Source organism: Pauljensenia sp. UMB10120 (assembly GCF_030212035.1).
Lineage (GTDB): Bacteria > Actinomycetota > Actinomycetes > Actinomycetales > Actinomycetaceae > Pauljensenia > Pauljensenia radingae_A.
On sequence record NZ_JASODH010000012.1, the window covers coordinates 1 to 24,235 of the forward strand.

The window sequence follows — 24,235 nt, forward strand, 5'->3', positions numbered from 1 at the left end:
ACCAGCGCCCCATTCCTGTTAACAAAACCCCACCAAGTCCTCACCGACCACGCCGAAAAAACCCACGGACACTAACCCACGAGAAGAGAACGCCAAGCCAACAGGGAAAAGCAGCGACTGAGCGGAGGAGAGGACTAGAGAACTAGAGAGTCTGCACATCTGCTTAGTGACAGGTGGCACTAGTGCTGCATGTACAACTAAGTCGGCAGCATGCCAACATGACAAGACTGCAACTTGGCCGGCCACAGCACCGCGGCACGCCAGCACGGACGGACAGTGAAAACGTCGAATACAGTGCGGGTAAACCGTCGGCTACAGCGGCCACTCAGTGTTGATGTGCTCCACACGCCCCTTCGAGCGCAGGAATTCTTCAAAATGGAGTGCCCATTCACGGTGCGCACGCTTCTCAAAGGCATGGACCTCGGCGCCACTCATGGTCGTGATCTGCGGGTACGCACGAGCGATCGCTGCCAACAGATCTAAGGTCATGGCAACATCAACTTCCGCAGTGTGCGCGTTTTCATCCAGCGGCACCCCGTATGCCGGTGCGAGAATAGCCAACGTTCGTTTGCCTCTTCGATAGCGATTGAGCGCCCGATCCAGCACGAGCGGATCCAGCAACGGCGCGGGTTCGCCCCCTAACCGTTCCGCGAGCGAGCCCGCACCATGACGCCGCAGCTCAGCATCAAGCAAACTCACGTCATACGAACCATTAAACGCAACAACCGGGAAGCCGTTCGACCAGTGATCGACCAGCGCAGAGGCAACCTCGTCAAGCACTTCGACGATTGGGCGGCCATGCTCGCGCGCATACGCGGTCGAAATCCCGTGAACCTCCGACGCCCTCGCGGGAATCTCGATGCCAGGATCGGCCAGCCACGTGCGCACCTCGTCTCTTCCAGCGTCCATCACACCGTGCTCGCGACGTACGAGGGCGGCCGTGACAAGTCGGTCTTCATCGACATTGACGCCGGTTGTTTCGAGGTCAAAGCCAAGCCACGGCTCATCGGTCCACGTCATTTTCTGCTCCTTTTGTTGTGCTGCCCTTGGCGAGCTGATCCACCCGCTGACAGGTCGATCTGTCAGTCGCTTAGTTGTGCTGCCTGTCGATGTCCAGTGTGCACTGAAGCGTGGGCATTTGTGAACTATCCCCGTGCTGAGCTGCACTATCATGACAGCGCTCATGTGAATCGAACACTACATCCACCCGGACAGCTAGGATCGAAGTGTGAGCTATGAAGTTGAAATCGGCAGAGGAAAACGCGGCCGGCGAGCCTATTCGCTCGATGACATCGCACTGATCCCAGCCAGACGCACCCGCGATCCTGAGGACGTCAACGTCGGCTGGCAAATTGACGCGTACCACGTGGATATCCCGATCATGGCAGCGCCCATGGACTCGGTGATGAGTCCGAAAACCGCGATCGAGTTCGGCAAACTCGGTGGAATTGGCGTGCTCGACCTCGACGGTCTGTGGACCCGGTACGAGGACGCAGACGCCGTCCTGGAAGAAATTGAACAGCTGGATGAAGAACACTCGATTGCACGCCTGCAGCAGATTTACTCCGAACCGATCAAGCCTGAGCTCATCACCGCGCGCCTGCAGGAAATCCGCCAGGCCGGAGTGGTAGTCGCCGGCAAATTGTCTCCCCAACGCACTCAGCGCTACTGGCGCTCGGTGGTCGAAGCGGGCGTGGATCTCTTTGTCATTCGCGGAACCACCGTTTCCGCAGAACACGTGTCCTCTCACCACGAGCCGCTCAACCTCAAGCGCTTCATTTACGAGCTGGATGTGCCGGTCATCGTTGGCGGCGTGTGCACCACGACCGCTGCCCTGCACCTCATGCGTACCGGCGCAGCGGGGGTTTTGGTTGGCTTTGGTGGGGGAGCGGCACATTCGACGCGCCAGTCCCTGGGTGTTCATGCTCCCACCGCAACAGCGATCGCCGATGTTGCGGCCGCGCGACGTGACTACATGGATGAGTCGGGCGGCCGATATGTGCATGTCATCGCCGATGGTGGTATTGGGCGCTCAGGCGACGTGACTAAGGCGATTGCCTGCGGTGCAGATGCGGTGATGCTGGGCGCCGCTTTGGCTCGCGCTGAGGAGGCTCCGGGCCGCGGATGGCATTGGGGCTCCGAGGCCACCCACCCGGACATGCCCAGAGGCCACCGCGCCTACGTCGGCACAGTCGGCTCGATGAAACAGATCCTCTACGGCCCTTCCACCAGGGCGGACGGTTCACTGAACTTCGTAGGCGCGTTGCGGCGCACGATGGCGTCGACCGGATTTTCGGAAGTCAAGGATCTGCAGCGTGTCGAAGTTGTGGTCAGCCCCTATACGCCCTCGTAAACGCCTGCGTGTCGTTATTAAGGCCTGCGCACGGAAGGCCGACCCTTGCATAGCCTCGTACACCCCTCCGCTGCTTGTTTCAGACAACAGGTCCCGTTTCTGGACAGCAAGTCGCCCTCGTCAGTAATTGACGAGGGCGACTGCGTGAGTTCGCCGGGCGAAAACTCACATGTGGGACCCCTGAGGCACGGCGAGCGCTCCGTGAAGGAGCTTAGGGATTAGTGTGAGCGGCGACGCGTGTACAGACCTGCGCCAGCGCCGAGCGTGACGAGCACAGCAGCTGCGGCCGTGAGCGGAACTGCGGTTGAGCCGGTGCGTGCCATTCCCGGACGGCTGGCAGCGTACTTCTTGTCGCCAGCATCGGTGCCTTGGCCCTTACCAGTGGTGTCGGGCTTGACCTGACCCTTATCGCCGGCAGGATCGGTGCCCTTTCCTTTGCCTTGGTCAGGGGTCTCTGACGTGGCGACGAATTGATTATCGACAGCCAGCGGCGCGGAATCAAAGCCAAGAGCATTGATCATCGTGTAGTACAGGTCGGACTGGTCGGTGCGACCCACAACGTTCTCAGCACCCGGACCGGAGGCTGCGACGCGCAGCTGCGCACCGGTGTGTCCCTGGCCGCCGAGAGCCACGTCATCGTCGTTGCTTCCAGCGTTGGCGTAGTTGATCACCATGTCGGAGCCATCGGCTGTGCGCAGCTTGGTGGTGCGGCCGAATGTCTCGGTGCCCCCGCTGGTGATCTGGCTGGTATGCGCGTGATCAGCGGTTACCACAATCAAGGTTGGCTGGCCGCTGGTGGCGACCCAGTTCTGCGCCACCTGGATGGCCTGGTCGAGGTCGTCGAGCTCGCCGATCTGGCCGCATGCGTCAGCAGCATGATCGGCCTTGTCGATCGAGGCTGCCTCCACCTGCAGGAAGAAGCCCTTGTCGTTCTGCAGCAGGTTGATGGCCTTCTCAGTCATTGCTGCCAGTGTGGGGATCTCCGCGGTGCGCTCCGGGTTGAACTCACAGGACTGAGCCGTAAGCGAAGCGCCATCCGTGGTCGGAACCGTCTCGTTGAACATGCGGGGCATGTTGCCGGGGGAGAACAGTCCCAGAACAGGTGCATCCTGGTTGGCGTTGGTGACAGCATCAAGCTCATCGGCGGTGGTGACCACCTGGAAACCGTTGGCCCTGGCGTTGTCGACGACGGACTTGCCGGCAGTCCACTTCGTGGTGTCGCCCCATGTGCCGTCAACCTGAACTGTCTGGTCGAAGGCCTTTGCGCCACCGCCCAGTGTCACGTCAGCGCGCACGTCAACGAGCTGCTCGGAGATCGATCCGAATCCGCCGTTTTCACGGAACTGCTTCAGGTACTCATCGCCCTGGCAGGAGCTGCTGTTCTTGTCGTATTCAGGTCCGTAGCACTTGCGGTTCAGTGAGTGAACGGCAGCGCCGGCCGGTGTAGCGTCCTGGATTTCAGAGGTGGTGACGTTACCGGTCTTGTACCCGGCCGCTTTCGCCTTCTCCATCAGGTTCGACACAGCATTTCCCTGCAGGTCCACACCGATCGCGCCGTTGTAGGTCTTCGTGCCGGTCGACCATCCGGTCGCGGATGCAGCCGAGTCGGTCACGTAGTTGACTGTGCCGTCTTTATTGAGTGCGAAGTGCGTGTAGGAGCCTGTGTAGTCGAGATTGTCGACTCCGGGCAGGCGTCCGTTTGCACCGTACAGGTAGTTGCGCGCGGAGGTGATTTCCGAATCGCCCATGCCGTCTCCGATGAACAAGATGACGTTCTTGGCTTCGCCTTCAGAACCTGAACGCTGCGGGCCGTCTGCACCGTACTGTGAACATTCGCCGGCTGCGGGCACGTGCACTGAACCGTCCTTTTCAACGATCCTGCAGGTGGTGAATGCATCCTGAGCGGGAACAGGCTTTGGCAGCGTTCCTGTGGGCACTGCGGTGCGGGCGCTGGATCCGTTGCCTGCACTGTTCAGGTATGGGTTCATGTTCAGAGCATTGGCGATGGTGAAGAACAGGTCGGTTTGGTCGGTCTGACCCAGAACGTTTTCCTCACCCGGACCGAAAGCAGCGACGCGCAACTGAGCGCCCGTGTGCTGCTGCGACCCGCTGGCATTCGTACCATACGCGATGCTCATGGTGGAATTGTCAGCGGTGAGCAGGCGCGTCACCGGGGAGACGTTGTCGGAACCATCAGCCACGATCTGGCTGGTGTGGGAATGGTCAGCGGTGACAAGAACCAGTGTCTCGCCGTCCTGCTTGGCAAAGTCGAGAGCGACCTTGGTAGCTTCGTCGAGACGCTTAGTTTCACCAATCTGGCCGCATGCGTCTGACGAGTGGTCGCGCTTGTCGATGGAGGCAGACTCGATCTGGAGGAAGAAGCCCTTATCGTTGTCCTTGTTCAGGAGTTCGATAGCTTTGTCGGTCATGGCTTCCAGTTCAGGCTCAGTGCCGATGTCCTGCTTCGTGCACTGGATGGCCTCGCCCTTCGCTCCGCCAATCGTGGCCTGTGACGGCGCGAAGGTGGTCGTCATGTTGCTTGGTGCGAAGAGGCCCAGAACAGGGGTATCTTGGTTAGCTACGGTCACCTGATTCAGTTCGTCAGCGGTGGTCACCACCTGGTAGCCATTGTTCTTGGCATTGTCGAGGACGCTTGCGCCCTTCGTCCAGGTAGTGTTGTACTTCGCGCTACCGGTCAGGAACGGGTTCGTGTTGCCGGAATCAGCCATGACCTCTGTGTCGAAGAATGATGCGCCACCGCCGAGGGTGATGTCGGCGCGGGTATCGATGAGCTGCTCAGAAATGGAACCCAGGCCGCCGTTAACGCGCTGATCTTCGGGGCACTTCGCTTTCTTCTTGCCGGATGGGGCGTAGCACGAGCGAGCAGTTACGTGTGCGCCCATGACGGCAGGTGTTGCGTCCTGGATCTCTGACGTCGTGATGTTACCGGTGCGCATGCCCTTGTTCTTCGCCACTTCGATGAGGTTGGCGACGGGCTGACCCTTGATGTCAACGCTGATCGCATTGTTGTAGGTCTTCGTGCCTGTTGCCCATGCGGTACCCGATGCAGCTGAGTCGGTGACGTAGTTGAACGAGCCGTCCTTGTTGACCGAGTGGTGAGTGTACAGTCCCTCACTGGTCAGCTCGTCGATTCCTTCGAAACGGCCGGCAGCGCCGACGAGGTAGTTACGAGCAGCGGTGATTTCCTGCTGGCCCATGCCGTCGCCGATGATGAGAATAACGTTCTTTGCGTGAGCGTCAGTGCGTCTCTGACCCTCCACACCGTATTGCGCGCAATCGCCCGGCTGCAGAGCAACAACGTTGCCATTGGAGTCGAATGCAGTGCATTGTTCTGGTTTGTTGGTCTCATGCGTCGTGGGGGAGTCGGCGACACCTGCCGCCATGCACAGGGGTGTCAGAACCAGAGCCAGAGCACCGGTTCCACACGCCAGACCCACGCGCCGATTACGACGTGAATGCATCTTCCTGCCTTCATCTGGAGGTGTTACTGGATGTTCTTCGCTGCGCACGCAAGGAAAGGCAGAAGCGTAACGACGAACTATCTGTAGCAAAGCAGCCCAACGCAACAGTTCGGTGACACCGTGTAACAGAAAGGTAAACACTTCAAAACTATGCAGGTCACCAAGTGCCGCCTGACGAATCTGATGACGCTATCATTCAAGAAAGAACGCTGGTCACGCGTCCAGATGCCGTCTGTTCGTGGCGGTCTGGACCCCTCGACCGTCGACGATGATTGATCAATCACATGCGGTGCGCGCGGTCAAGGGTGAGATGACTGAAAGGACATGAGATGCCGGTTCGTCGCAAGCGCGCGTCAATGGCTGATGTCGCCAAACTTGCGGGTGTTTCCCCGCAGACCGTTTCACGCGTCTCAAACGGCGAACCCTACGTTGTCGACGACAAACGCCAACGAGTCTTCGAAGCGATGAAAGAACTGGGATACAGACCCAACAGTGCGGCACGCGCCATGAAACGCGGCTCGTTCGACACCCTGGGAGTGGTGTACTACTCCCTGCATGACGTTGGGAACTACCGTTCCCTTGAAGCCATTTCAGAGGCGGCAGCTGAGCGCGGATACGCCACCACGTTGATACCGCTTCAGGCGTCGACTCGGCGCGCCACTGACGGCGCATTCACCAAACTCGGTGAGATGACTGTGGACGCTGCCATTGCCATTATCCCGTCACAATTCCAGGATGACGCGGCTCTCCACCTGCCGCAGGGCATCCCCTTGGTCGTCCTCGGCCCACGCCTGTGGGACGAGGCAAGCGCCGTTGACTTCGAACAAACGTCAGGCGTAAGCGACGCCATGCATCACCTGATTGATCTGGGACACCGGCGCATTGACCATATCAGCGGACCGACGGACTCCTATTCCGCGCAGGCGCGACGCCGCATCTATGAAGCGGTACTGTCCGAATCTAAACTTCCAGCAGGACGCATCTGGCGCGGTGACTGGAGTCCACAATCGGGCTATCAGGCGTGCAGCGCGTTGCTTGACGCGGTGTGTGAGAAGCGCACAGACATGCCGACCGCCATCTTCGTGGCCAACGACCAGATGGCGCTGGGAGCATTTCGCGCCCTGCTCGAACGCGGTCTGCGCGTTCCCGAGGACGTTTCGCTGATCGGTTTTGACAATATTGACGAGGCAGTGGAGTTCCCGACGCCGCTGACCACAGTCATTCAAGACTGGGACAAAGTGGGAGCCAATGCTGTTGACCTTGCTATTGAGATGCTCAACGGTGGCGCACCGACACTGCGTTCAGTCCCAACTCGCCTCATCGTCCGCCAGTCAACGGCAGAGCCAGGTGGACAAGGCCGCCCTCGTCAATAGCCTGTGCGCGACGGAGGAGCAAGCGTGCTCGGGCAGGAACGATCCGCGCGACGGCAGACTGTGCGAGGCGCTTCACCGACAGTCCCACGAAAGTCCCTCGCCGAAGCGGGCAATATGACGGACAATAGGAACGACATAGTTTTCCACCCAAGGAGCTTTCATGACTGAATACCGTATCGAGCACGACACGATGGGTGAGGTTCGCGTCCCCGCCGACGCACTCTACCGCGCGCAGACGCAGCGAGCAGTGGAGAACTTCCCGATCTCGGGTGAGCGGCTGAACTCCCACCACATTGCGGCTCTGGGCGAAATCAAGCGCGCAGCGGCGCTGGCCAACCTGGAGCTCGGCGTGATCGACCAGGAAACGTCGGATGCCATCGTTGCCGCCGCCGATGAGGTCATCGCCGGTCAGCACGACGACAACTTCCCGATCGACATCTTCCAGACCGGCTCGGGCACGTCGTCAAACATGAACACCAACGAGGTGATCGCCACGCTGGCAACCCGTGCCTCCGGTAAGGAGATTCACCCGAACGACCACGTCAACGCCTCGCAGTCCTCCAACGACGTGTTCCCCTCTTCGATCCATATCGCCGCATATCAGGCGGTCGTTGAGGTGCTGCAGCCAGGACTGAAGAAACTGCACGCCTCGCTGGACGCCAAGGCGAAAGAGTTTGCCAATATCGTCAAGTCGGGACGCACCCACCTGATGGATGCCACACCGATCATGCTGGGCCAGGAATTCTCCGGATATGCAGCACAGATCTCGCACGGCCTGGATCGCATTGAAGCAGCGCTGCCCCGCCTGGCTGAATTGCCGCTGGGCGGTACGGCCGTAGGCACCGGCATCAACACGCCGGAGGGCTTCTCGGCTCGAGTGATCGAACTGATCGCGGAGCACACCGGCTTGCCATTGCGCGAAGCAGACAACCACTTCGAGGCTCAGGCCGCTCAGGATTCGCTGGTCGAACTGTCGGGTGCGCTGCGCACGGTTGCTGTGTCGCTGGTGAAGATCGCCAACGATCTGCGGTGGATGGGCTCCGGCCCGCGCGCCGGTATTGGTGAGATTCACCTGCCCGACTTGCAGCCAGGCTCCTCAATCATGCCCGGCAAGGTCAATCCGGTTCTGCCTGAAGCAACTGTGCAGGTTGCCGCTCAGGTCATTGGCAACGATGCAGCGATCACGTTTGCCGGTTCGCAGGGCAACTTCGACCTGCTGGTGATGCTGCCCGTGATGGCCGCCAATCTGCTGCAGTCGATCAACATCGTGGGCAACGTGACGGCAGTACTGGCCGAGCGCTGCATTGACGGTATCGTGGCGGACGAAGAGCGCTGCCTGACGCTGGCGCAGTCCTCACCGTCAATCGTGACGCCGCTGAACCGCCTGATCGGATACGAAAACGCTGCCAAGATCGCGAAGCACTCCGTCAAGAAGGGCATCACAGTGCGTGAGGCAGCCCTTGACCTGGGATTCGTGGAGCGTGGTGAGCTGACCGAAGAACAGCTGGACAAGGCTCTGGATGTTCACTCAATGACCGGTTCATTCTGATTCGTTGGTGAATCACACTGACTGAAGTCAGGAACGAGGGCGGCTCTGCTGAGTCGCCCTCGTTTTGTTGTCTGCGCGGCAGCTGAATCGCCGAGTGGTCGCATGCAAGCGACCACTCGGCAACACCCCCGGCACCATCTGGCGTCATCCCGGTACTATCCCGGCAGCATCAGGAGACGGTACTGTGTCCGATGAGCATGACGAAGCGCCATGATTTCTCGCGCCTGCCCTGCGAAAGGACTAGCATGGAACGCGTCCTACCGACAGGTCAATTACCGTGCGGGTCTTGAGGAGAACACGTGCCCCCACCGAATCAGAAAGTGACATTCCAGCAGGCACGAGCAGCCCGCCTGGCTGTCGCCGCGCTGTTCTTCACGAACGGTGCCCTTTTTTCGAACCTGATACCCAGGTACCCTGAAATCAAAGACATCTTCGCGCTGTCTGATTCAATTTACGGTCTGACCATCGCACTGTTCCCACTGGGAGCAATCTGCGCAGGACCACTGGCGGGAGCGTTCATCCGCCGCTTTTCATCCGCTCGCACAGCATGTCTGGGAACTGTGGGGATCGGTGTATTCCTCTCAATCGTCGGACTGATCGCCACGTGGCGCGCTTCCCTTGGCGCGCAGGCAACCGGAACAACACTGGCCACTGCCGTCTACATACTGTACGCCGTCATGTTTTTCTCTGGCGGCGCGTTCGACTCCGTGACCGACGTGGGACAAAATGCCCACGGCCTGCGTGTACAGAAACTCTATGGGCGTTCCATCATTAATTCCTTCCACGCGGCGTGGTCCATCGGTGCAGTGGCTGGCGGCCTCATGGGCTCCCTCGCCACCTCGCTGCACATTCCGCTGGGCTGGCACCTGACCGGCTCATCACTGATCTTCATCATTGTCGGATTCACTGCGTACCGCTTCACCCTTCCCGGCAGCGATGGCGTACCGGAGCGTATCGAACGCATCACCGACGCCGAATCAATGACATTGTCGGGACGCACAACACCGGGAGGCCCCGATATCGCCAGTGACCAAGCGGAATCAACTCAGACGCAGCAGGTACGTCCGGTGGCCGTCAGCACTCTTGTTGCCATCACAACGCTGACATTCCTGTCGATCTCAGGAACGCTGGTTGAAGACGCCGGAAACGCGTGGTCCGCTCTGATTATGCGCGACTATCTGGGGATCCCCGGTGGAGCTGCAGGACTCGCGTTTGTCGTGCTGCTCTTCTCGCAGGCCATCGGCCGAATCGTTGCTGACAAGGTGATCGACGCGATCGGTGCGCGCGGGACGAGTTTCATAGGCGGTGCCATGGTGCTTGTCGGCGGTGTTGTTGCCTTCGTCTACCCGCATGTGGCCACGATGATCCTCGCGATGGTTCTTGCCGGTGCGGGATGCTCGGCAATTGTGCCAATCGCCATGAACGCGGCAGACAACATTCCCGGGATGAAAACAGGTAGTGGCCTGACAATCGTGACGTGGTTGATGCGCTTGGCGTTTCTGCTGTCGCCGCCGATCATGGGCATGATTGTTGAAGCTACTTCGTTGCGGGCAGTCCTGGCCGTGCTTGCCGTCAGTGGCGCATTGACATTGGCGACGGCGTGGATCATTGCCCCTCGCGATCGACGAGGGCGACTGAGCTAAGCCGCCGCACTTCCAGCGAAGCGCCTGTGCCTCTCAGTGAGCAGCAGCGCTGGGCGCGGCTCAGTCAGAGTCAGAATTAGAGTCAGAATCCACGTCAGATTCTGATGCCACAGCTGCGCGTGCCGCAGACTTCGCTCCAGCACGCGCCAACCATTGCACCAGTGCAGCGGTGATCAGACCCATGCAGATCAGGATCAGGACAAAAGAAGAAAAATCGTCACCCATAAACAACAACGTCATGATGATTGCAATGGAGTGGACGGCACAGATGATACCGGCGGCACCGACCAGTGGCCACGCTGCACGATGAGCGGCACGCCATGCTCCTTCGCTGACGCGCGCTTCTTCAATCGGGATACCCCACGATGATCCCATGGGGAGGTCAGGGCGTCGAATACGCCGGGCCTGGTTGATAAGGTAGCCGCCGGCAGCCAGCAAAATAGCCGCGCTGACCCACGCGAAGATGGTGAAAACAGCTAGAGCCATGTCTCCGTACTTTCTGTATCAATGCGCAGGGCAGCGATCACATCTGTGCGCAGCACCATCGGTTCATCGTTCCTCCTCCGAATATCAGAGGAAGGGAATTCGGTCACGCCCCGAGGAGCCAGATCCGAGAGGAATACCTCAGACATGTCTCCTCAGGAGCGCTTCCGGAAACCTGTTCTTTCAGTCGTGCTGAGCCAGGCTCAGAGCCTGACGTGCAATCGCCAGCTCCTCGTTGGTGGGGTAGCACAAAACGGTGACTGACGAATCAGGGTGTGACAGGACGATCGGAGCCTTGACATGCCAGTTTTCCCAGTTCAGATCATGGTTGATCTTCACACCGAACGGTGCGAGGGCATCACATAGCTCTTCACGCACGCCCGGATCGTTTTCGCCAATGCCAGCGGTAAACGTCAAGGCGTCCAGTCCGCCCAGCTCCGTCCAGTACGCGCCCACATACTTTACCAGGCGATGAATGTACACATCCATGCCCGCGCGTGCGCGCTTGGAAATCTCCTCAGGACCGTTTTCAATGAGCTCCCAGTTGGTGCGCATGTCAGCTTCGCCGGTCATGCCCTTCATGCCGGAGCGCTTGTTGAGGAATTCGTCAACCTGATCAACTGTCATACCTGCTTCGCGCTGCAGGTGGAACACAACAGCTGGATCGATGTCGCCTGAACGAGTGCCCATCACCAGGCCCTCCAGAGGCGTCAACCCCATCGAGGTGTCGATCGCGCGCCCGCTGTCCACGGCCGAGGCCGACGCGCCGTTGCCCAGGTGCAGCACAATCTGCTTGAGGTCATCGCGGCCCAGCATCTTGGAAACCTCTTCGGAGACGAACTGGTGAGACGTGCCATGAGCACCATAGCGGCGAATACCGTACTGGCGGGCAACATCGCGGTCAATCGCATACATTGCCGACGCCTCGGGCAGATGCTGGAAGAACGCGGTGTCAAAGACTGCCACGTGCGGCACGTCGGGCATCAGCTCACGCGCAACATCGATGCCTTTGAGGTGTGCAGGGTTGTGCAACGGTGCCAGCGTGCACAGCTTTTCAATCAACGCGCGCACATGATCGTCCACCAGTGCGGGCCCATCGAAGTAGGATCCGCCCTGCACGATTCGGTGGCCAACGGCCACAATCCCAGCTTCAGCAAGCGTGGGGCCAACCTCGTCAAAAATGGCGAGAACCTTTTGCAGCCCATCACCGTGATCGGGGACCGGCTCTTTACGAACGAGTTCCTCGCCCGCATGCTTGTGCGTGATGATGCCGACCGGCTCACCGATTCGTTCGACGATTCCTTTGGCGAGGACGTCTCCCGACACGGGGTTGATCAGCTGATATTTAATGGAGGACGATCCGGAGTTGATGACCAGAACTGTGGACACGCGGGTGGCCTTTCGTTGGAAGTTTCCGTAAATAGTGACAAATGGGATCTGGTGGTGCGCCTGGAGTGGCGGCGCACCACCTGACTACTGCTCAGCCTTGTGCCTGGACAGCGGTCAGAGCGATGGTGTTGACGATGTCTTCCACCAAAGCTCCTCGAGACAAATCGTTGACGGGCTTGTTCAGCCCCTGCAGCACCGGGCCGACAGCCACGGCGCCAGACGAGCGCTGGACGGCCTTGTAGCCGATATTGCCGGCATTCAGTGACGGGAAGATGAACACGTTCGCCTGTCCGGCAACATCAGAATCGGGCGCCTTCTTGGCGGCAACCGCCGGATCCACCGCAGCATCGAACTGAATCGGGCCTTCGATGGCCAGCTCGGGGGCCTTTTCTCGGGCAAGACGCGTGGCCTCCACAGTTGCGTCGATATCGGGGCCGGAGCCGGACGTGCCCGTCGAGTAGGACAGCATTGCGACGCGCGGCTCCACGCCGAATTGCTCGGCAGTCTTAGCCGATGAAATCGCGATGTCAGCGATCTGTTCTGGCGTGGGGTTCGGGTTGACGGCGCAGTCGCCAAAGACCCACACGCGATCCTTCATCAGCATGAGGAACACGGAGGAAACGATCGACACGCCCGGTGCCGTCTTGATGATTTGGAAGGAGGGCACAATCGTGTGAGCCGTGGTGTGAGCTGCACCGGACACCATGCCGTCAGCATCGCCCATGTGCACCATCATCGTGCCGAAGTAGGACACGTCGCGGATCTTCTCGCGGGCCTGCTCAATGGTGACGCCCTTCTTAGCGCGCAGGCGAGCAAACTCTTCAGCGTACTTTTCGACCAGTTCAGCATCGTCGAGTGCCACGACGCGCGCGCCTGTGATGTCAAGGTTGAGCTGCTGTGCGCGCTCGCGGATGGCAGCTTCATCGCCCAGCAGAATAATGTCGGCAATGCCCAGTTCGAGCACCTCAGCAGCCGCCTGCAGGACGCGATCGTCATCAGGCTCAGGAAGGACGATGCGCTGGCGATCGGCGCGGGCACGATCAATGAGGTCAGCCTGGAATGACACGGGGGTCACGACACCTGCCAGTTTTGCCGAGGTAATCTGCTCCACGGTGTTCTGGTCGAGGCGGTCCGAAATGACGGGGATCTGCTCGCATGAAACGGATTCGGCGCGCACGCCCGGAACGATCAGCGCCACGACTTGTGCGTGGTGGGCTCTGGCGCGAGCGCATGCCGCCTGGGCCTGCACGCTCACGAGGTCAGCAGGGACGCCCTCGGCATCGAGGACGAGGATGAGGCGCGCACCTACGGAGGCTGCGACGTCAAGGCTCCATCCGATTGAATCGAAAGTGGGCACTGCGGAAAAGTCTGCATGTTCGAGCAGGGTTACGTCGGATGAATCGGCGCGAACGGCGTTGATGACGTGAGCGAAAGCTGAAGCGGAGTCCTGCGCAACCTCTGTGATGGAAGTGCCCAGGAGGGTGTCCGCACGGGTCACTGAGTGGTCCTTTTCCAGTGCAGATACGAGGTCATCGCATATCTGTGCAGCGTTGACGGTAGGTTCGGGTTGAATGACGAGGTAGCGGTCGGTCACTGTCTCTCCTAGCTCTACTACGAGGAAGTCCCTCACCGGATTCGCGACGACGGGACACTGGTTTCATGGTATCGCCGCGAGCGTGACCCATGCCGTAATCTTGGGGCAAAACGTTGTGGATGTGCCCACGTTTGGGGCACTTCAGTGGTGTGCGTCTCCTTTTGAGGTCGTTGTGATGGATGTGTGCGCGACGCATGGATTGTTCGTGTGTGCTGCCTTGTTCAGGTGGCGTGCACGGTGCCGACTCTGTCACTTGATGTGGCGCAGTAGGTGTGACGAAGCAGAGCCGATACAGTAAAGGCAATGAGTACATCTGAAGCCGGCTCCGAGCACGGTCGGACGCATCCGCTCGATCGTCGCATGAACGCGATACTGCGAACCGCGACGATTATTTTGACGTGCCTTGGCGTGGTGACGATGGTGGTCTTCACGCTGTTCGACCATCCGCATCGGGCGGTGGTTGTGCTGATTGTGATGTTGTATGTCTTTGCTGTAACGCGGGCGATATGGCCAACTCCTGTGTGGTTCGGCTCGCGTCGCCGCTTCTTCGACGTCGCGTTGTACGCCGGTTTGGCGAGCGCCATCTGGTTCCTCTCGCCCTTTACTGCGACCGTCGCCAGCTAGGTGTGGCGAGCTCTGCCAGTCGGACTCCTTCGCCACCGAAAGCTCGGGTTCTGCAGCCCTTGCCAGCTAGATTTGATGCGCCCCGTCGGCTCACTTCTGCAACTGTCTCCAGCTCAGGCCCAGCATCCCTCGGCAAAATCTTTGCCTGCCCAGGCCCTGCACTCATCGTCACAATCTTCGCTTGTCAAAGCCCTGCATCCCTCGCCAGAAATCACACCAGCCCGGGTGCCACGCGCGAAGCCGGCCATCGAGAGCAAAAATCTGCCAGAGTGCTGAAAGATATCTCGATATCGAGTAATCTTCTTTTTAGGTGAACCACATCACCGCGCGCGCTGCAGATGGCGTGCTGATTGCGAAGATCTGAAGACCGTAAGGAGCAGTCCGACAATGTCAACCATTAAGGTACAAGGACCAATCGTCGAACTTGACGGCGATGAAATGACACGGATCATCTGGCAATTCATCAAAGATCGCCTCATCCACCCGTACTTGGACGTCGACTTGCGCTACTACGACCTGTCGATCCAGAACCGCGATGCCACCGACGACCAGGTGACGATCGATGCAGCGCACGCTATCCAGGAACACGGTGTCGGCGTCAAATGCGCCACCATCACTCCTGACGAGGCGCGTGTCGAAGAATTCGGTTTGAAGAAGATGTGGCGTTCTCCCAACGGCACGATTCGCAACATCCTCGGTGGCGTCATTTTCCGCGAACCCATCATCATCTCGAACGTTCCGCGCCTTGTTCCTGGATGGACCAAGCCAATCGTTGTGGGACGTCACGCATTTGGCGATCAGTACCGCGCAACAGACTTCAAGATCCCCTCGGCCGGCACGGTCACGATTACCTTTACCCCTGAAGACGGATCTGAGCCCATCGAACATGAGGTCGTCAAGGTGCCCGAGGGTGGCGGCGTTGCCATGGGCATGTACAACTTCAACGAATCGATTGCCGACTTTGCGCGCGCCTCATTCGCATACGGACTGCAGCGCGGATACCCCGTCTACCTGTCAACGAAGAACACCATTTTGAAGGCCTACGATGGGGCATTCAAAGACATCTTCCAGGACATTTTCGACCACGAATTCAAGGCCGAGTTTGAAAAAGCAGGACTGACGTACGAGCACCGTCTGATCGACGACATGGTCGCCTCGTCACTGAAGTGGGAAGGCGGGTACATCTGGGCGTGTAAGAACTATGACGGAGACGTCCAATCCGACACCGTTGCACAGGGATTCGGCTCCCTGGGCCTCATGACGTCAGTTCTGCTCACCCCAGATGGCAAGACGATGGAGGCCGAGGCCGCTCACGGAACAGTTACGCGCCACTACCGTCAGCATCAGGCTGGCAAGCCGACTTCCACCAACCCGATTGCCTCGATTTTCGCGTGGACCCGAGGCCTGGCACACCGCGGCAAGCTGGACTCAACGCCGGAAGTGACCGAGTTTGCGCAGACCCTTGAAGACGTCGTTATCAAGACTGTCGAGGGCGGCCAAATGACGAAGGATCTGGCACGACTGATCGGACCGGATCAGCAGTGGTTGACAACGGAAGAGTTCCTGACAGCTCTGGACGAAAACTTGCAGACGCGATTGAAGTAGCTCGTAGCTGTTACCTGAAGGAGCGGCGCAGTGTCCACGGCAGATGCTGCGCCGCTCTTTCATGCGGTGTGTCGATGTACGCGGCGGCCTGTCGTGTAGGTGTGCATAGTCGGTGTCCTGTGCTGGTGTGCATAGTCGGTGCACTCGCGCGCAGCCTCGCAAAGCGTTAACCGCACTCAGGCCCATCGGCTAAGTGGGTGCACTCGCGCGCAGTCCTCGTCTACTACGCATTGTTGGCGCCCTCCCATATACCCACCTGTCGATCTGATGCGAGACCACTCCTCACATCCCCGCCACTTACACAACTGTCGATCTGATGCGAGACCATTCCACCCATCCCCTCCACTTACACAACTGTCGATCTGGGCGGCTGAGCTGGTAACTCTTTTTCAGGCGAACCGCTCTGAACTGCATCGATGGTGATGAAAGCTGATCAGGTCACCCTCGTACCTCGTCCTGATCGACAGAAGGGGGCGAAGGGGGCGAAGAGGGCAAAGAGAAGGAGAGGGGTGAAAAGGGCAACGGCGTGAGGGGGCAGGGGAATGAAGAGGGGCGAGGGGGGAAAGTGAGGGGGAAAGAAACGGGCGAAGGGAGGAACGCGTGTCGCAATGGTGAAGCGAGAATTCACTGGCGCCGCGTTGGCCGTCACTGACACGATGAGCGGGCAATTGCGAGATGCCCCGTCGGGCCAATTGACGGTAGTCTAGTTACGGGCATGCTGAACTTCGTGACCTGCGAGGCCAGCAACGCAGATGCACCGGTACGATTTTGGAGGAACTTCATGTCGACTGAGCCAACCAGCACCGAGGCAATGACCCTCGATAATTCGTCGAATACGCATGATCCCAATACGCCGCAGGTCGACACAGATCCTGATGCTCCGCGAATCGGCGTCCTCACGTCTGGTGGTGACGCTCCAGGAATGAACGGAGCCGTGCGCGCCGTTGTTCGCAGCTGCCTGGCCCGCGGGGCGCACCCCTACGCCATTATGGAAGGGTGGGCAGGTGCTGTCAGCGGCGGAGACGCCATCAAGGAAATGGGATGGTCAGACGCGTCAGGCATCCTCGCTGAAGGCGGAACCATCATCGGCACAGCGCGGTGCGACGAATTCCGCGAGTACGAGGGGCGCCACCGCGCAGTCCTGAACCTTGTCAGGAACGGAATCGACCGGCTCGTCACCATCGGCGGCGACGGCTCCCTGTCAGGCTCAGAAGAATTTCAGGACGAGTGGCCCCAACACATCCGTGAGCTTCGCGACGAGGGGGAAATCAGCGATGAGGACGCTCGCCGCCATGAGTACCTTCGGGTGGTCGGCCTGGTTGGATCCATCGACAACGACCTGGTCGGCACAGATATGACGATCGGTGCGGACACCGCGCTGCACCGCATCATCGACGCCATCGACCACATATCCTCCACCGCGGCATCGCACCAACGTACCTTCATCATCGAAGTAATGGGCAGGCATTGTGGGTACCTCCCGCTCATGTCGGCAGTGGCAGGCGGCGCGGATTATGTATTCACGCCGGAAAACCCGGCAGGCCCCGGCTGGCAGGAAGACATGTGCTCCAAGCTCCTCGCAGGACGTGCAGCCGGACGACGCGAATCGATGATCCTCGTCGCAGAAGGAGCCACCGACCAAGACGGCGAACCAATCACCACGCAAAACGTGGCCGACGCGTTACGTGAAGGAACAGGCGAAGACCCCCGCATCACAATCCCGGGCCACACTCAGCGAGGCGGATCACCCTCGGCATACGACCGTTGGATGTCGACACTGCTCGGATACGCAGCCGTCCAGGAACTTGTGAAAGCAGGCGACGATTTTTCCCCATGTGTGCTGGGCGTGCGCCACAATCGCGTCACTCGTATTCCGCTCACCAGAGCAATTAAACGCACACGCTCCGTCAAAGCGATGATCGCGGCTGGTGACTACACGGCAGCGCAGCAGGCGCGAGGTTCCTCGTTCTCAACCATGCTGGAAGTCAATGAGATACTGTCAGCGCCTCCGGTTGACATCACGATTGCAGACGACGCGAAACGAGTCGCGATCCTGCATGTCGGCGGACTGGCACCTGGTATGAACACTGCAGCTCGCGCAGCGGTTCGTCTGGGTATCGCACGAGGCTGGAGGATGCTGGGCGTTGACGGATCATGGTCAGGCCTGATGGATGGGAGAGTCCGCGATCTCACGTGGTCTGACGTAGAAGGCTGGGCCTTCCACGGTGGTGCGGAGCTGGGCACTCGCCGCGCGATTCCGACAGTGGAACAGTTCTATGAGATTGGCCGTGCAATCGAACGCAACCGCATCGACGCCCTCGTCATTATCGGAGGACTGAACGCGTACCTGGCAGTCCAACATATGACTGCTGAGCGGGTACGATACCCAGCGTTCAAGATTCCGATGATCCTGGTGCCGGCCTCAATTGACAACAATCTTCCCGGCGCGGAGCTGTCTATTGGTGCTGACACCGCGCTGAACAATGCTGTGTGGGCGCTGGACCGTATCAAGGAATCGGCGGCCGCATCGAGGCGCTGCTTTGTTGCCGAGACGATGGGCAGGCGTTGCGGCTACCTCACCCTCATGGCCGCGATGGCGACCGGCGCCGAATACGCCTACATCCATGAGCGCAATTTCGACCTGGCCGATCTGGACAAGGACGCCAAGCGCATGCGCAGAGCGTTCGAAGAAGGTCGGCGCCTGTTCCTGGTGGTTGTCAATGAAGAAGTGTCCGCGCATTATGACCGAGAATTCCTCGCCTCAGTGTTCGAAGCTGAAGGTCAAGGGCTTTTCGACGTGCGTGACTCCGCCCTCGGCCATCTGCAGCAGGGAGGAGCACCAACTCCCTTTGACCGACTGCTCGCCACGAGGCTCGTGTATTACGCATTGAAGCACCTGGCTGAACAGTTTGATGCTGATGACCACCGCGCGGTCTATATCGGGATGATTGAAAACGACATTGAGGCGCGGCCGGTAGAATCAATGTCAGCTGATTTGGACTCTGAGAACCGCAGGCCAATTGACCAGTGGTGGCTTGAATTGCTGCCCGTGCTGTCTGCCGTATCCTTGGAGCATTCAGATACACCACTGACCGACGTGTCGATCTCGCTGGCTGAGCCTGTTCCAGCTGATGGCGAGTGAGCGCTGCGGCACTGTGACCCAGACATACGCTCTATGAAGGAGGACGCAATGGGGATGGAAGCTCCCGTTAATCCGACAACAACCTCAGCTTGGGGACAACTCGACGAGCTGGCAGAAGTCTTTGTTCCTGACTTGCGCGGATGGTTCGAGAGCGAGCCGAACCGTGCCCAGCAGTGGACGCGACGCGTGGGTGACCTGCACGTGGATCTGTCGAAGAACCTCATCACCTCCGACGTTCTGGAGCGCCTCCTTGAGCTGGCGCAGCAGTGCAACGTGGGGGAGCGGCGCGACGCCATGCTGCGCGGCGAGCACATCAACGTCACCGAGGACCGCGCAGTGCTGCACACCGCCCTGCGCCGCGCACCCGATGACGCTTTGGAAGTTGACGGTGTCAACGTGGTCAAGGATGTGCGCGCAGAACTCAAGAAGATCTACGCCTTCGCGGACAAGGTTCGTGCAGGAAAGTGGCTGGGCGCCAGCGGAAAACCGTTGACGACAATTGTCAACGTCGGCATCGGCGGATCCGATCTCGGTCCCGTCATGGCATACGAGGCGCTCAAGCCGTACGTCCAGGATGGCATCGAATGCCGCTTCATCTCCAACATCGACCCGACCGATGCGGGAGAAACAACGAAGGACCTTGACCCTGAGACCACGCTGATCATCGTGGCCTCGAAGACATTCACAACCCTTGAGACAATCACGAACGCCAAGGTCGTGCGTCAATGGCTGCTGTCCGGGTTGCGCGAACGCGGCATCATTGCCGAGGGTGGCTCTGCCGAATCGGCGGGCGCCGCTGGTGAGCAGAGCGCCGGAACGGTGAGTGAAAAAGAAGCGATTTCGCGCCACTTCGTTGCGGTGTCGACTGCTCTGGACAAGGTCGAGGAATTCGGCATCGATCCTGCCAACGCGTTTGGCTTTTGGAACTGGGTCGGCGGGCGCTATTCGGTGGACTCCGCGGTTGGTACGTCCCTTGTGGTGGCAATTGGTCCGGAACGTTTCGAGGAATTCCTCACCGGTATGCGCACGGTTGACCAGCACTTCGCGACCGCCAAGCCTGAAGACAACGTACCCCTGCTGATGGGTCTGCTTAACGTGTGGTACGGCAACTTCCTGGGTGCTGACACTCACGCGGTTTTGCCATATTCACAGTATCTGCACCGTTTCCCTGCTTACCTGCAGCAGCTCACGATGGAGTCCAACGGCAAGTCAGTGCGCTATGACGGGGCTCGGGTGGACTACGACACGGGTGAAATCTTCTGGGGTGAGCCTGGCACGAATGGTCAGCATGCTTTCTACCAGTTGATTCATCAGGGGACGCGCATGGTGCCGAGCGACTTCATCGCATTCGCCAACCCGACGTGGAATCTGCGCGACGAATGTGCCGGCGAGAATGGTGCCGACATGCATGAACTGTTCCTGTCGAACTTCTTCGCTCAAACTCAGGCACTGGCGTTTGGCAAGACCGCTGAGGAGGTGCGCGCGGAAGGCACTCCCGAGGAAATCGTGCCGGCACGCATCTTCGGTGGAAACCGTCCGACCACGTCGATCATGGCACCCAGCCTCACACCGTCAGTTCTGGGGCAGTTGATAGCTCTGTACGAGCACATCACCTTTGTCCAGGGCGCTATCTGGGGGATTGACTCCTTCGATCAGTGGGGCGTGGAGCTTGGCAAGGTGCTGGCCCGCGGTCTGATGCCTGCCATTACCGGCGATGAGGACGTTCTGGCATCGGTGGACTCTTCCACTCGCGCGCTGATCGAGTACTATCGCGCCTACCGGCGGGACTAAGCAACCGATGGGTAAGCCGACGGGGTGACTCGGCGCCGTATATCTGAATGCTTGCCAGTGGCTGCAGGAACTGAGATAGTTCCTGCAGCCACTTTTGTGTGCGGAAGGCTAACGGCGATGTGGTTCATGGCAGTACTCGGGCGCTTCAGCACGAAGATTCTAAGTGCCGACATTCGGTCGCGGTCGGCATTTATAAGAGAGGTAGAAACTCTGTGGACCATGGTAAGAAAAGCAAACACATCGGCACATAAGTCGGTGCAGATAAAATCTCAACAACACGGCAGTAGGCCAAGGAGACGTTCCCCGAGTTCTGACATCCTAGAGGGGGATTTCAAGAAAGCCGGAATGGAGACAAACGTCGAGGGATGGAGTCCGCGATGATAGTCGGGATTTGCGCGAGTGTTGTTCTGATCCTTCTGATCACCGCCGCAGCGGTGGTTGCGCGGCGAAATCAGGGCAACGCGGGCACTCATCAAACAAGATCCTGTCCCGCTCGAAGTCGCAGCGGAGTTTATCCGCCGCTTGTAAACGACGCGACAGTTTCCCTCTTGCCCTCTCGCCAGCGCAGGCATGGCCGCCCCGGAAAGGGCCAAGCTCGTCTCCGATAGCTCAGACCGTGAAGCCCATGACGGCCCAAGCCCCGCGGTGTGGGCAAGCTGCCAGAATCAACGTGAGCACGACAGTGCACCTACCGCGCTCACCGTGTTCCGGCAGCTACGTGCTCCGACAGTTAGTTGTATCGGAACGCGTCAGTGGACAGGCGAATCTCATCCGCATCATCACCTGAATGAGCGGACTGTGAGTCATCAGAGTCACCCTCGTCGTCGTCCTCGTCCATTACGGCGAGGGCGTCGAGGAACTCTTCATGCGAATCTGAACGCTCGAACGCAAAGCGAGCCAAAGCCTCCGGCGACGTCGTCTTCTCCAAATCAACAAGCGCCTGGTCAACATCGAAGTAGGCCTGAGGCCACGACGGATTGATGTCGATAAGCGTGCGGCGCAGAATCTCTGAAACCGCCAATCGCGCATACCACTTGCGATCAGCGGGGACAACATACCACGGTGCGTCATCAGTGGAGGTCCGCGAAATCACTTCCTGATACGCCTGCTGATATTGCGACCACTCATTGCGCACCACCAGGTCGCCAGTCGAGAACTTCCAGTGCTTGTCACGACGGTCGAGGCGCTCACGCAGCCGCTCCCCCTGCTCTTCAAAAGAAATCGCAAGGAAAATCTTGATGATATGAATACCCTTTTCCAGGGTGCGCTTTTCGAAACGCCTGATGGCGCGGTAGCGATCTCGAAGGGTCTTGTCGTCGACGACCCATGAGCGCCCATGCTCATCATCGTGACCCACCAGTTTTTGCGCCGTCGGCACCAAGACATCCTCATAGTGGGAGCGGTCAAACACGCCAATCATTCCAGGTTCGGGAAGCTCGCGGCGAATGCGCCACAGAAAATGGTGCTTGAGTTCTTCTTTCGTGGGGGCTTTGAACGCCGCCAGAGACACGCCCTGCGGGTCCACCAACCCCATCACATGCCGCACAATGCCGCCCTTACCGGCGGTATCAAGCCCTTGGAGGACGATCAACACTGCTTCAGAGCTGCCGTTATCGCTGTGAGCCTGCGCAAAGAGTCGTTCCTGCAGCTCGGCCAGATCAGTTGCCTGATCTTCCATAGCTTTCTGGCCGTCCTTCTTACCCTCGTCCCAGCCGGGAGTCTTGTCACGGTAAATGGTTGCCAAATCCAGCTCTCCGTGAACGGCAAGCAGTTTGCGCGGATCAGTTGTCCAGCCTCGCTGCCGGGAAGAATCCATCGTCGAGGCACGTGTAGGCACGGCATCTGCTCGGTCGGCGCGCTTCTTTTTCTTCTTCGAACCCATGGGTGACATTTTAGTGACGAGGGCGACTCTTTTACACCTTAGAAACGCCTATAAATGCGGAAAAGATCGACCGTTTTGCACAGAGTCGTCGCAAACTTGGGACTGCTTTCCCTAGTAAAGGACAAAATTGCGCCGTAGGCTTGTCATGAGAGCTCGGAGCACGGATCCGGGCCGGAACGCGAACCCTACCGGGAACGCTCGATCATTCAATCAAGGAGTTCCACATCATGGCTCAACCCAAAATCGTCACCGTAACCGGTGCCGCTGGAAACATTGGATACGCGCTGCTTTTCCGCATCGCATCAGGCGCAATTTTCGGACCCGACGTTCCAGTCAAGCTTCATTTGCTGGAGATCCCCCAGGCTGTCAAGGCAGCTGAAGGCACAGCCATGGAGCTCGACGACTGTGCATTCCCGCTGCTGGCCGGCGTCGACATCTTCGATGACGCCACCAAGGCATTCGAGGGAACCAGCGTTGGCCTGCTCGTGGGTGCGCGCCCGCGTTCGAAGGGCATGGAGCGCGCTGACCTGCTCGAAGCCAATGCCGGAATCTTCGGACCTCAGGGTGCCGCAATCAACGCTGGCGCAGCCGAAGATGTGCGCGTCCTGGTCGTGGGCAACCCCGCCAACACGAACGCCGTGATCGCAGCCAACGCTGCGCCCGATGTGCCAGCCAACCGCTTCACCTCCATGATGCGTCTGGATCACAACCGCGCCATCAGCCAACTGGCCCACAAGACCGGTGCAGCTGTCAGCGACATCAAGAACATTGTTGTGTGGGGCAACCACTCGGCCGATCAGTACCCGGACGTCTCCTACGCCACCGTTGATGGAAAGCCGGCCACCGACCTGGTTGACGAAAAGTGGCTCGACGAGGAATTCCGCCCTGTCGTTGCCAAACGTGGCGCCGCCATCATCGCCGCACGTGGCGCGTCCTCAGCGGCATCAGCAGCCAACGCCGCGATCGACCACATGCACACCTGGATCCACGGCACGCCCGAAGGTGAATGGGTCACCGCTGGTGTCCATTCAGATGGCTCGCACTACGACGTTCCTGAAGGCTTCTCCTTCGGCTTCCCGGTGCGCGCAGTGAACGGCGAATACCAGATCGTTGAAGGCCTCGAAATCTCCGAAGCCACCCGCGCCGGCATCGACCACAACATCAAGGCTCTGCAGGAAGAATACGACGCAGTGAAAGCCCTCGGCTTCATCAAGTAGTTCTCGCCAGCAGGACAGTCCAGAAGAACGCTGGAACGCCCTCCCTGACTTGCTCCACGAGCAATAATCAGGAAGCGCATCCAGCGTTCTTTTTGTGCTGTGACTGGC

16 protein-coding genes are annotated in these 24,235 nt (G+C 59.4%); 9 read left to right on the forward strand and 7 right to left on the reverse strand.

What is annotated here, in order from left to right; translation table 11 throughout:
* Positions 1-312: 312 nt before the first annotated feature.
* Positions 313-1,020 (reverse strand): exonuclease domain-containing protein, encoded by a 708-nt coding sequence (locus tag QP093_RS09590; RefSeq protein WP_285016288.1) that lies wholly within the window; start codon positions 1,018-1,020, stop codon positions 313-315.
* A 208-nt stretch (positions 1,021-1,228) separates the two neighbouring features.
* Between QP093_RS09590 and QP093_RS09595 the strand changes: the two genes are divergently transcribed.
* Positions 1,229-2,353, forward strand: a complete 1,125-nt coding sequence (locus tag QP093_RS09595) for a GuaB3 family IMP dehydrogenase-related protein (RefSeq protein ID WP_092648759.1) — start codon at positions 1,229-1,231, stop codon at positions 2,351-2,353.
* Positions 2,354-2,571: 218 nt separating this feature from the next.
* Here the strand turns inward: QP093_RS09595 and phoA are convergent, their stop codons facing one another.
* A complete protein-coding gene (gene phoA / locus QP093_RS09600; protein WP_285016290.1) occupies positions 2,572-5,835 on the reverse strand; it encodes an alkaline phosphatase in 3,264 nt (1,087 codons plus the stop codon).
* A 329-nt stretch (positions 5,836-6,164) separates the two neighbouring features.
* On the opposite strand from phoA, the gene QP093_RS09605 reads away from it, so the two are divergent.
* The 3 genes from QP093_RS09605 to QP093_RS09615 all read left to right on the forward strand — a co-directional run bounded on the left by QP093_RS09605 (position 6,165) and on the right by QP093_RS09615 (position 10,400).
* On the forward strand, positions 6,165-7,208 hold the full coding sequence (locus QP093_RS09605; protein ID WP_092648757.1) for a LacI family DNA-binding transcriptional regulator: 1,044 nt from the start codon (positions 6,165-6,167) through the stop codon (positions 7,206-7,208).
* Between the two features lie 160 nt (positions 7,209-7,368).
* Complete coding sequence (locus QP093_RS09610) at positions 7,369-8,757, forward strand: class II fumarate hydratase (protein ID WP_058237111.1); 1,389 nt, start codon at positions 7,369-7,371, stop codon at positions 8,755-8,757.
* 299 nt (positions 8,758-9,056) lie between these two features.
* A complete protein-coding gene (locus tag QP093_RS09615) occupies positions 9,057-10,400 on the forward strand; it encodes an MFS transporter (protein ID WP_058237110.1) in 1,344 nt (447 codons plus the stop codon).
* Positions 10,401-10,460: 60 nt separating this feature from the next.
* Here the strand turns inward: QP093_RS09615 and QP093_RS09620 are convergent, their stop codons facing one another.
* The 4 genes from QP093_RS09620 to pta all read right to left on the reverse strand — a co-directional run bounded on the left by QP093_RS09620 (position 10,461) and on the right by pta (position 13,866).
* Positions 10,461-10,886 carry a hypothetical protein gene (locus QP093_RS09620; RefSeq protein ID WP_285016293.1) on the reverse strand — a complete coding sequence of 142 codons (426 nt, stop codon included), beginning with the start codon at positions 10,884-10,886 and terminating at the stop codon, positions 10,461-10,463.
* Positions 10,877-11,032, reverse strand: coding sequence for a hypothetical protein (locus QP093_RS09625; RefSeq protein ID WP_285016294.1), 156 nt, complete (start codon positions 11,030-11,032; stop codon positions 10,877-10,879). The genes QP093_RS09620 and QP093_RS09625 overlap by 10 nt, the downstream gene beginning before the upstream one ends.
* 34 nt (positions 11,033-11,066) lie before the next feature.
* The gene (locus tag QP093_RS09630; RefSeq protein ID WP_058237108.1) at positions 11,067-12,272 is read right to left on the reverse strand and encodes an acetate/propionate family kinase; all 1,206 of its coding nucleotides are present in this window, start codon (positions 12,270-12,272) and stop codon (positions 11,067-11,069) included.
* Between the two features lie 91 nt (positions 12,273-12,363).
* Positions 12,364-13,866: a phosphate acetyltransferase gene (gene pta, locus QP093_RS09635; protein ID WP_285016297.1), complete on the reverse strand. Its 1,503-nt coding sequence runs from the start codon at positions 13,864-13,866 to the stop codon at positions 12,364-12,366.
* A 303-nt stretch (positions 13,867-14,169) separates the two neighbouring features.
* Between pta and QP093_RS09640 the strand changes: the two genes are divergently transcribed.
* The 4 genes from QP093_RS09640 to pgi all read left to right on the forward strand — a co-directional run bounded on the left by QP093_RS09640 (position 14,170) and on the right by pgi (position 21,028).
* Positions 14,170-14,490, forward strand: a complete 321-nt coding sequence (locus QP093_RS09640) for a DUF3017 domain-containing protein (RefSeq protein WP_285016298.1) — start codon at positions 14,170-14,172, stop codon at positions 14,488-14,490.
* 387 nt (positions 14,491-14,877) lie between these two features.
* A complete protein-coding gene (locus QP093_RS09645; RefSeq protein WP_285016299.1) occupies positions 14,878-16,095 on the forward strand; it encodes an NADP-dependent isocitrate dehydrogenase in 1,218 nt (405 codons plus the stop codon).
* A gap of 781 nt (positions 16,096-16,876) precedes the next feature.
* On the forward strand, positions 16,877-19,237 hold the full coding sequence (locus tag QP093_RS09650) for a 6-phosphofructokinase (protein ID WP_285016300.1): 2,361 nt from the start codon (positions 16,877-16,879) through the stop codon (positions 19,235-19,237).
* A gap of 48 nt (positions 19,238-19,285) precedes the next feature.
* Positions 19,286-21,028: a glucose-6-phosphate isomerase gene (pgi, locus tag QP093_RS09655; RefSeq protein ID WP_285016303.1), complete on the forward strand. Its 1,743-nt coding sequence runs from the start codon at positions 19,286-19,288 to the stop codon at positions 21,026-21,028.
* 730 nt (positions 21,029-21,758) lie between these two features.
* Here pgi and QP093_RS09660 read toward each other — a convergent pair.
* The gene (locus QP093_RS09660) at positions 21,759-22,910 is read right to left on the reverse strand and encodes a PPK2 family polyphosphate kinase (RefSeq protein ID WP_285016304.1); all 1,152 of its coding nucleotides are present in this window, start codon (positions 22,908-22,910) and stop codon (positions 21,759-21,761) included.
* 227 nt (positions 22,911-23,137) lie between these two features.
* Here QP093_RS09660 and QP093_RS09665 point away from each other — a divergent pair, with 227 nt between their 5' ends.
* Positions 23,138-24,127, forward strand: a complete 990-nt coding sequence (locus tag QP093_RS09665; RefSeq protein ID WP_070724908.1) for a malate dehydrogenase — start codon at positions 23,138-23,140, stop codon at positions 24,125-24,127.
* Positions 24,128-24,235: the final 108 nt, after the last annotated feature.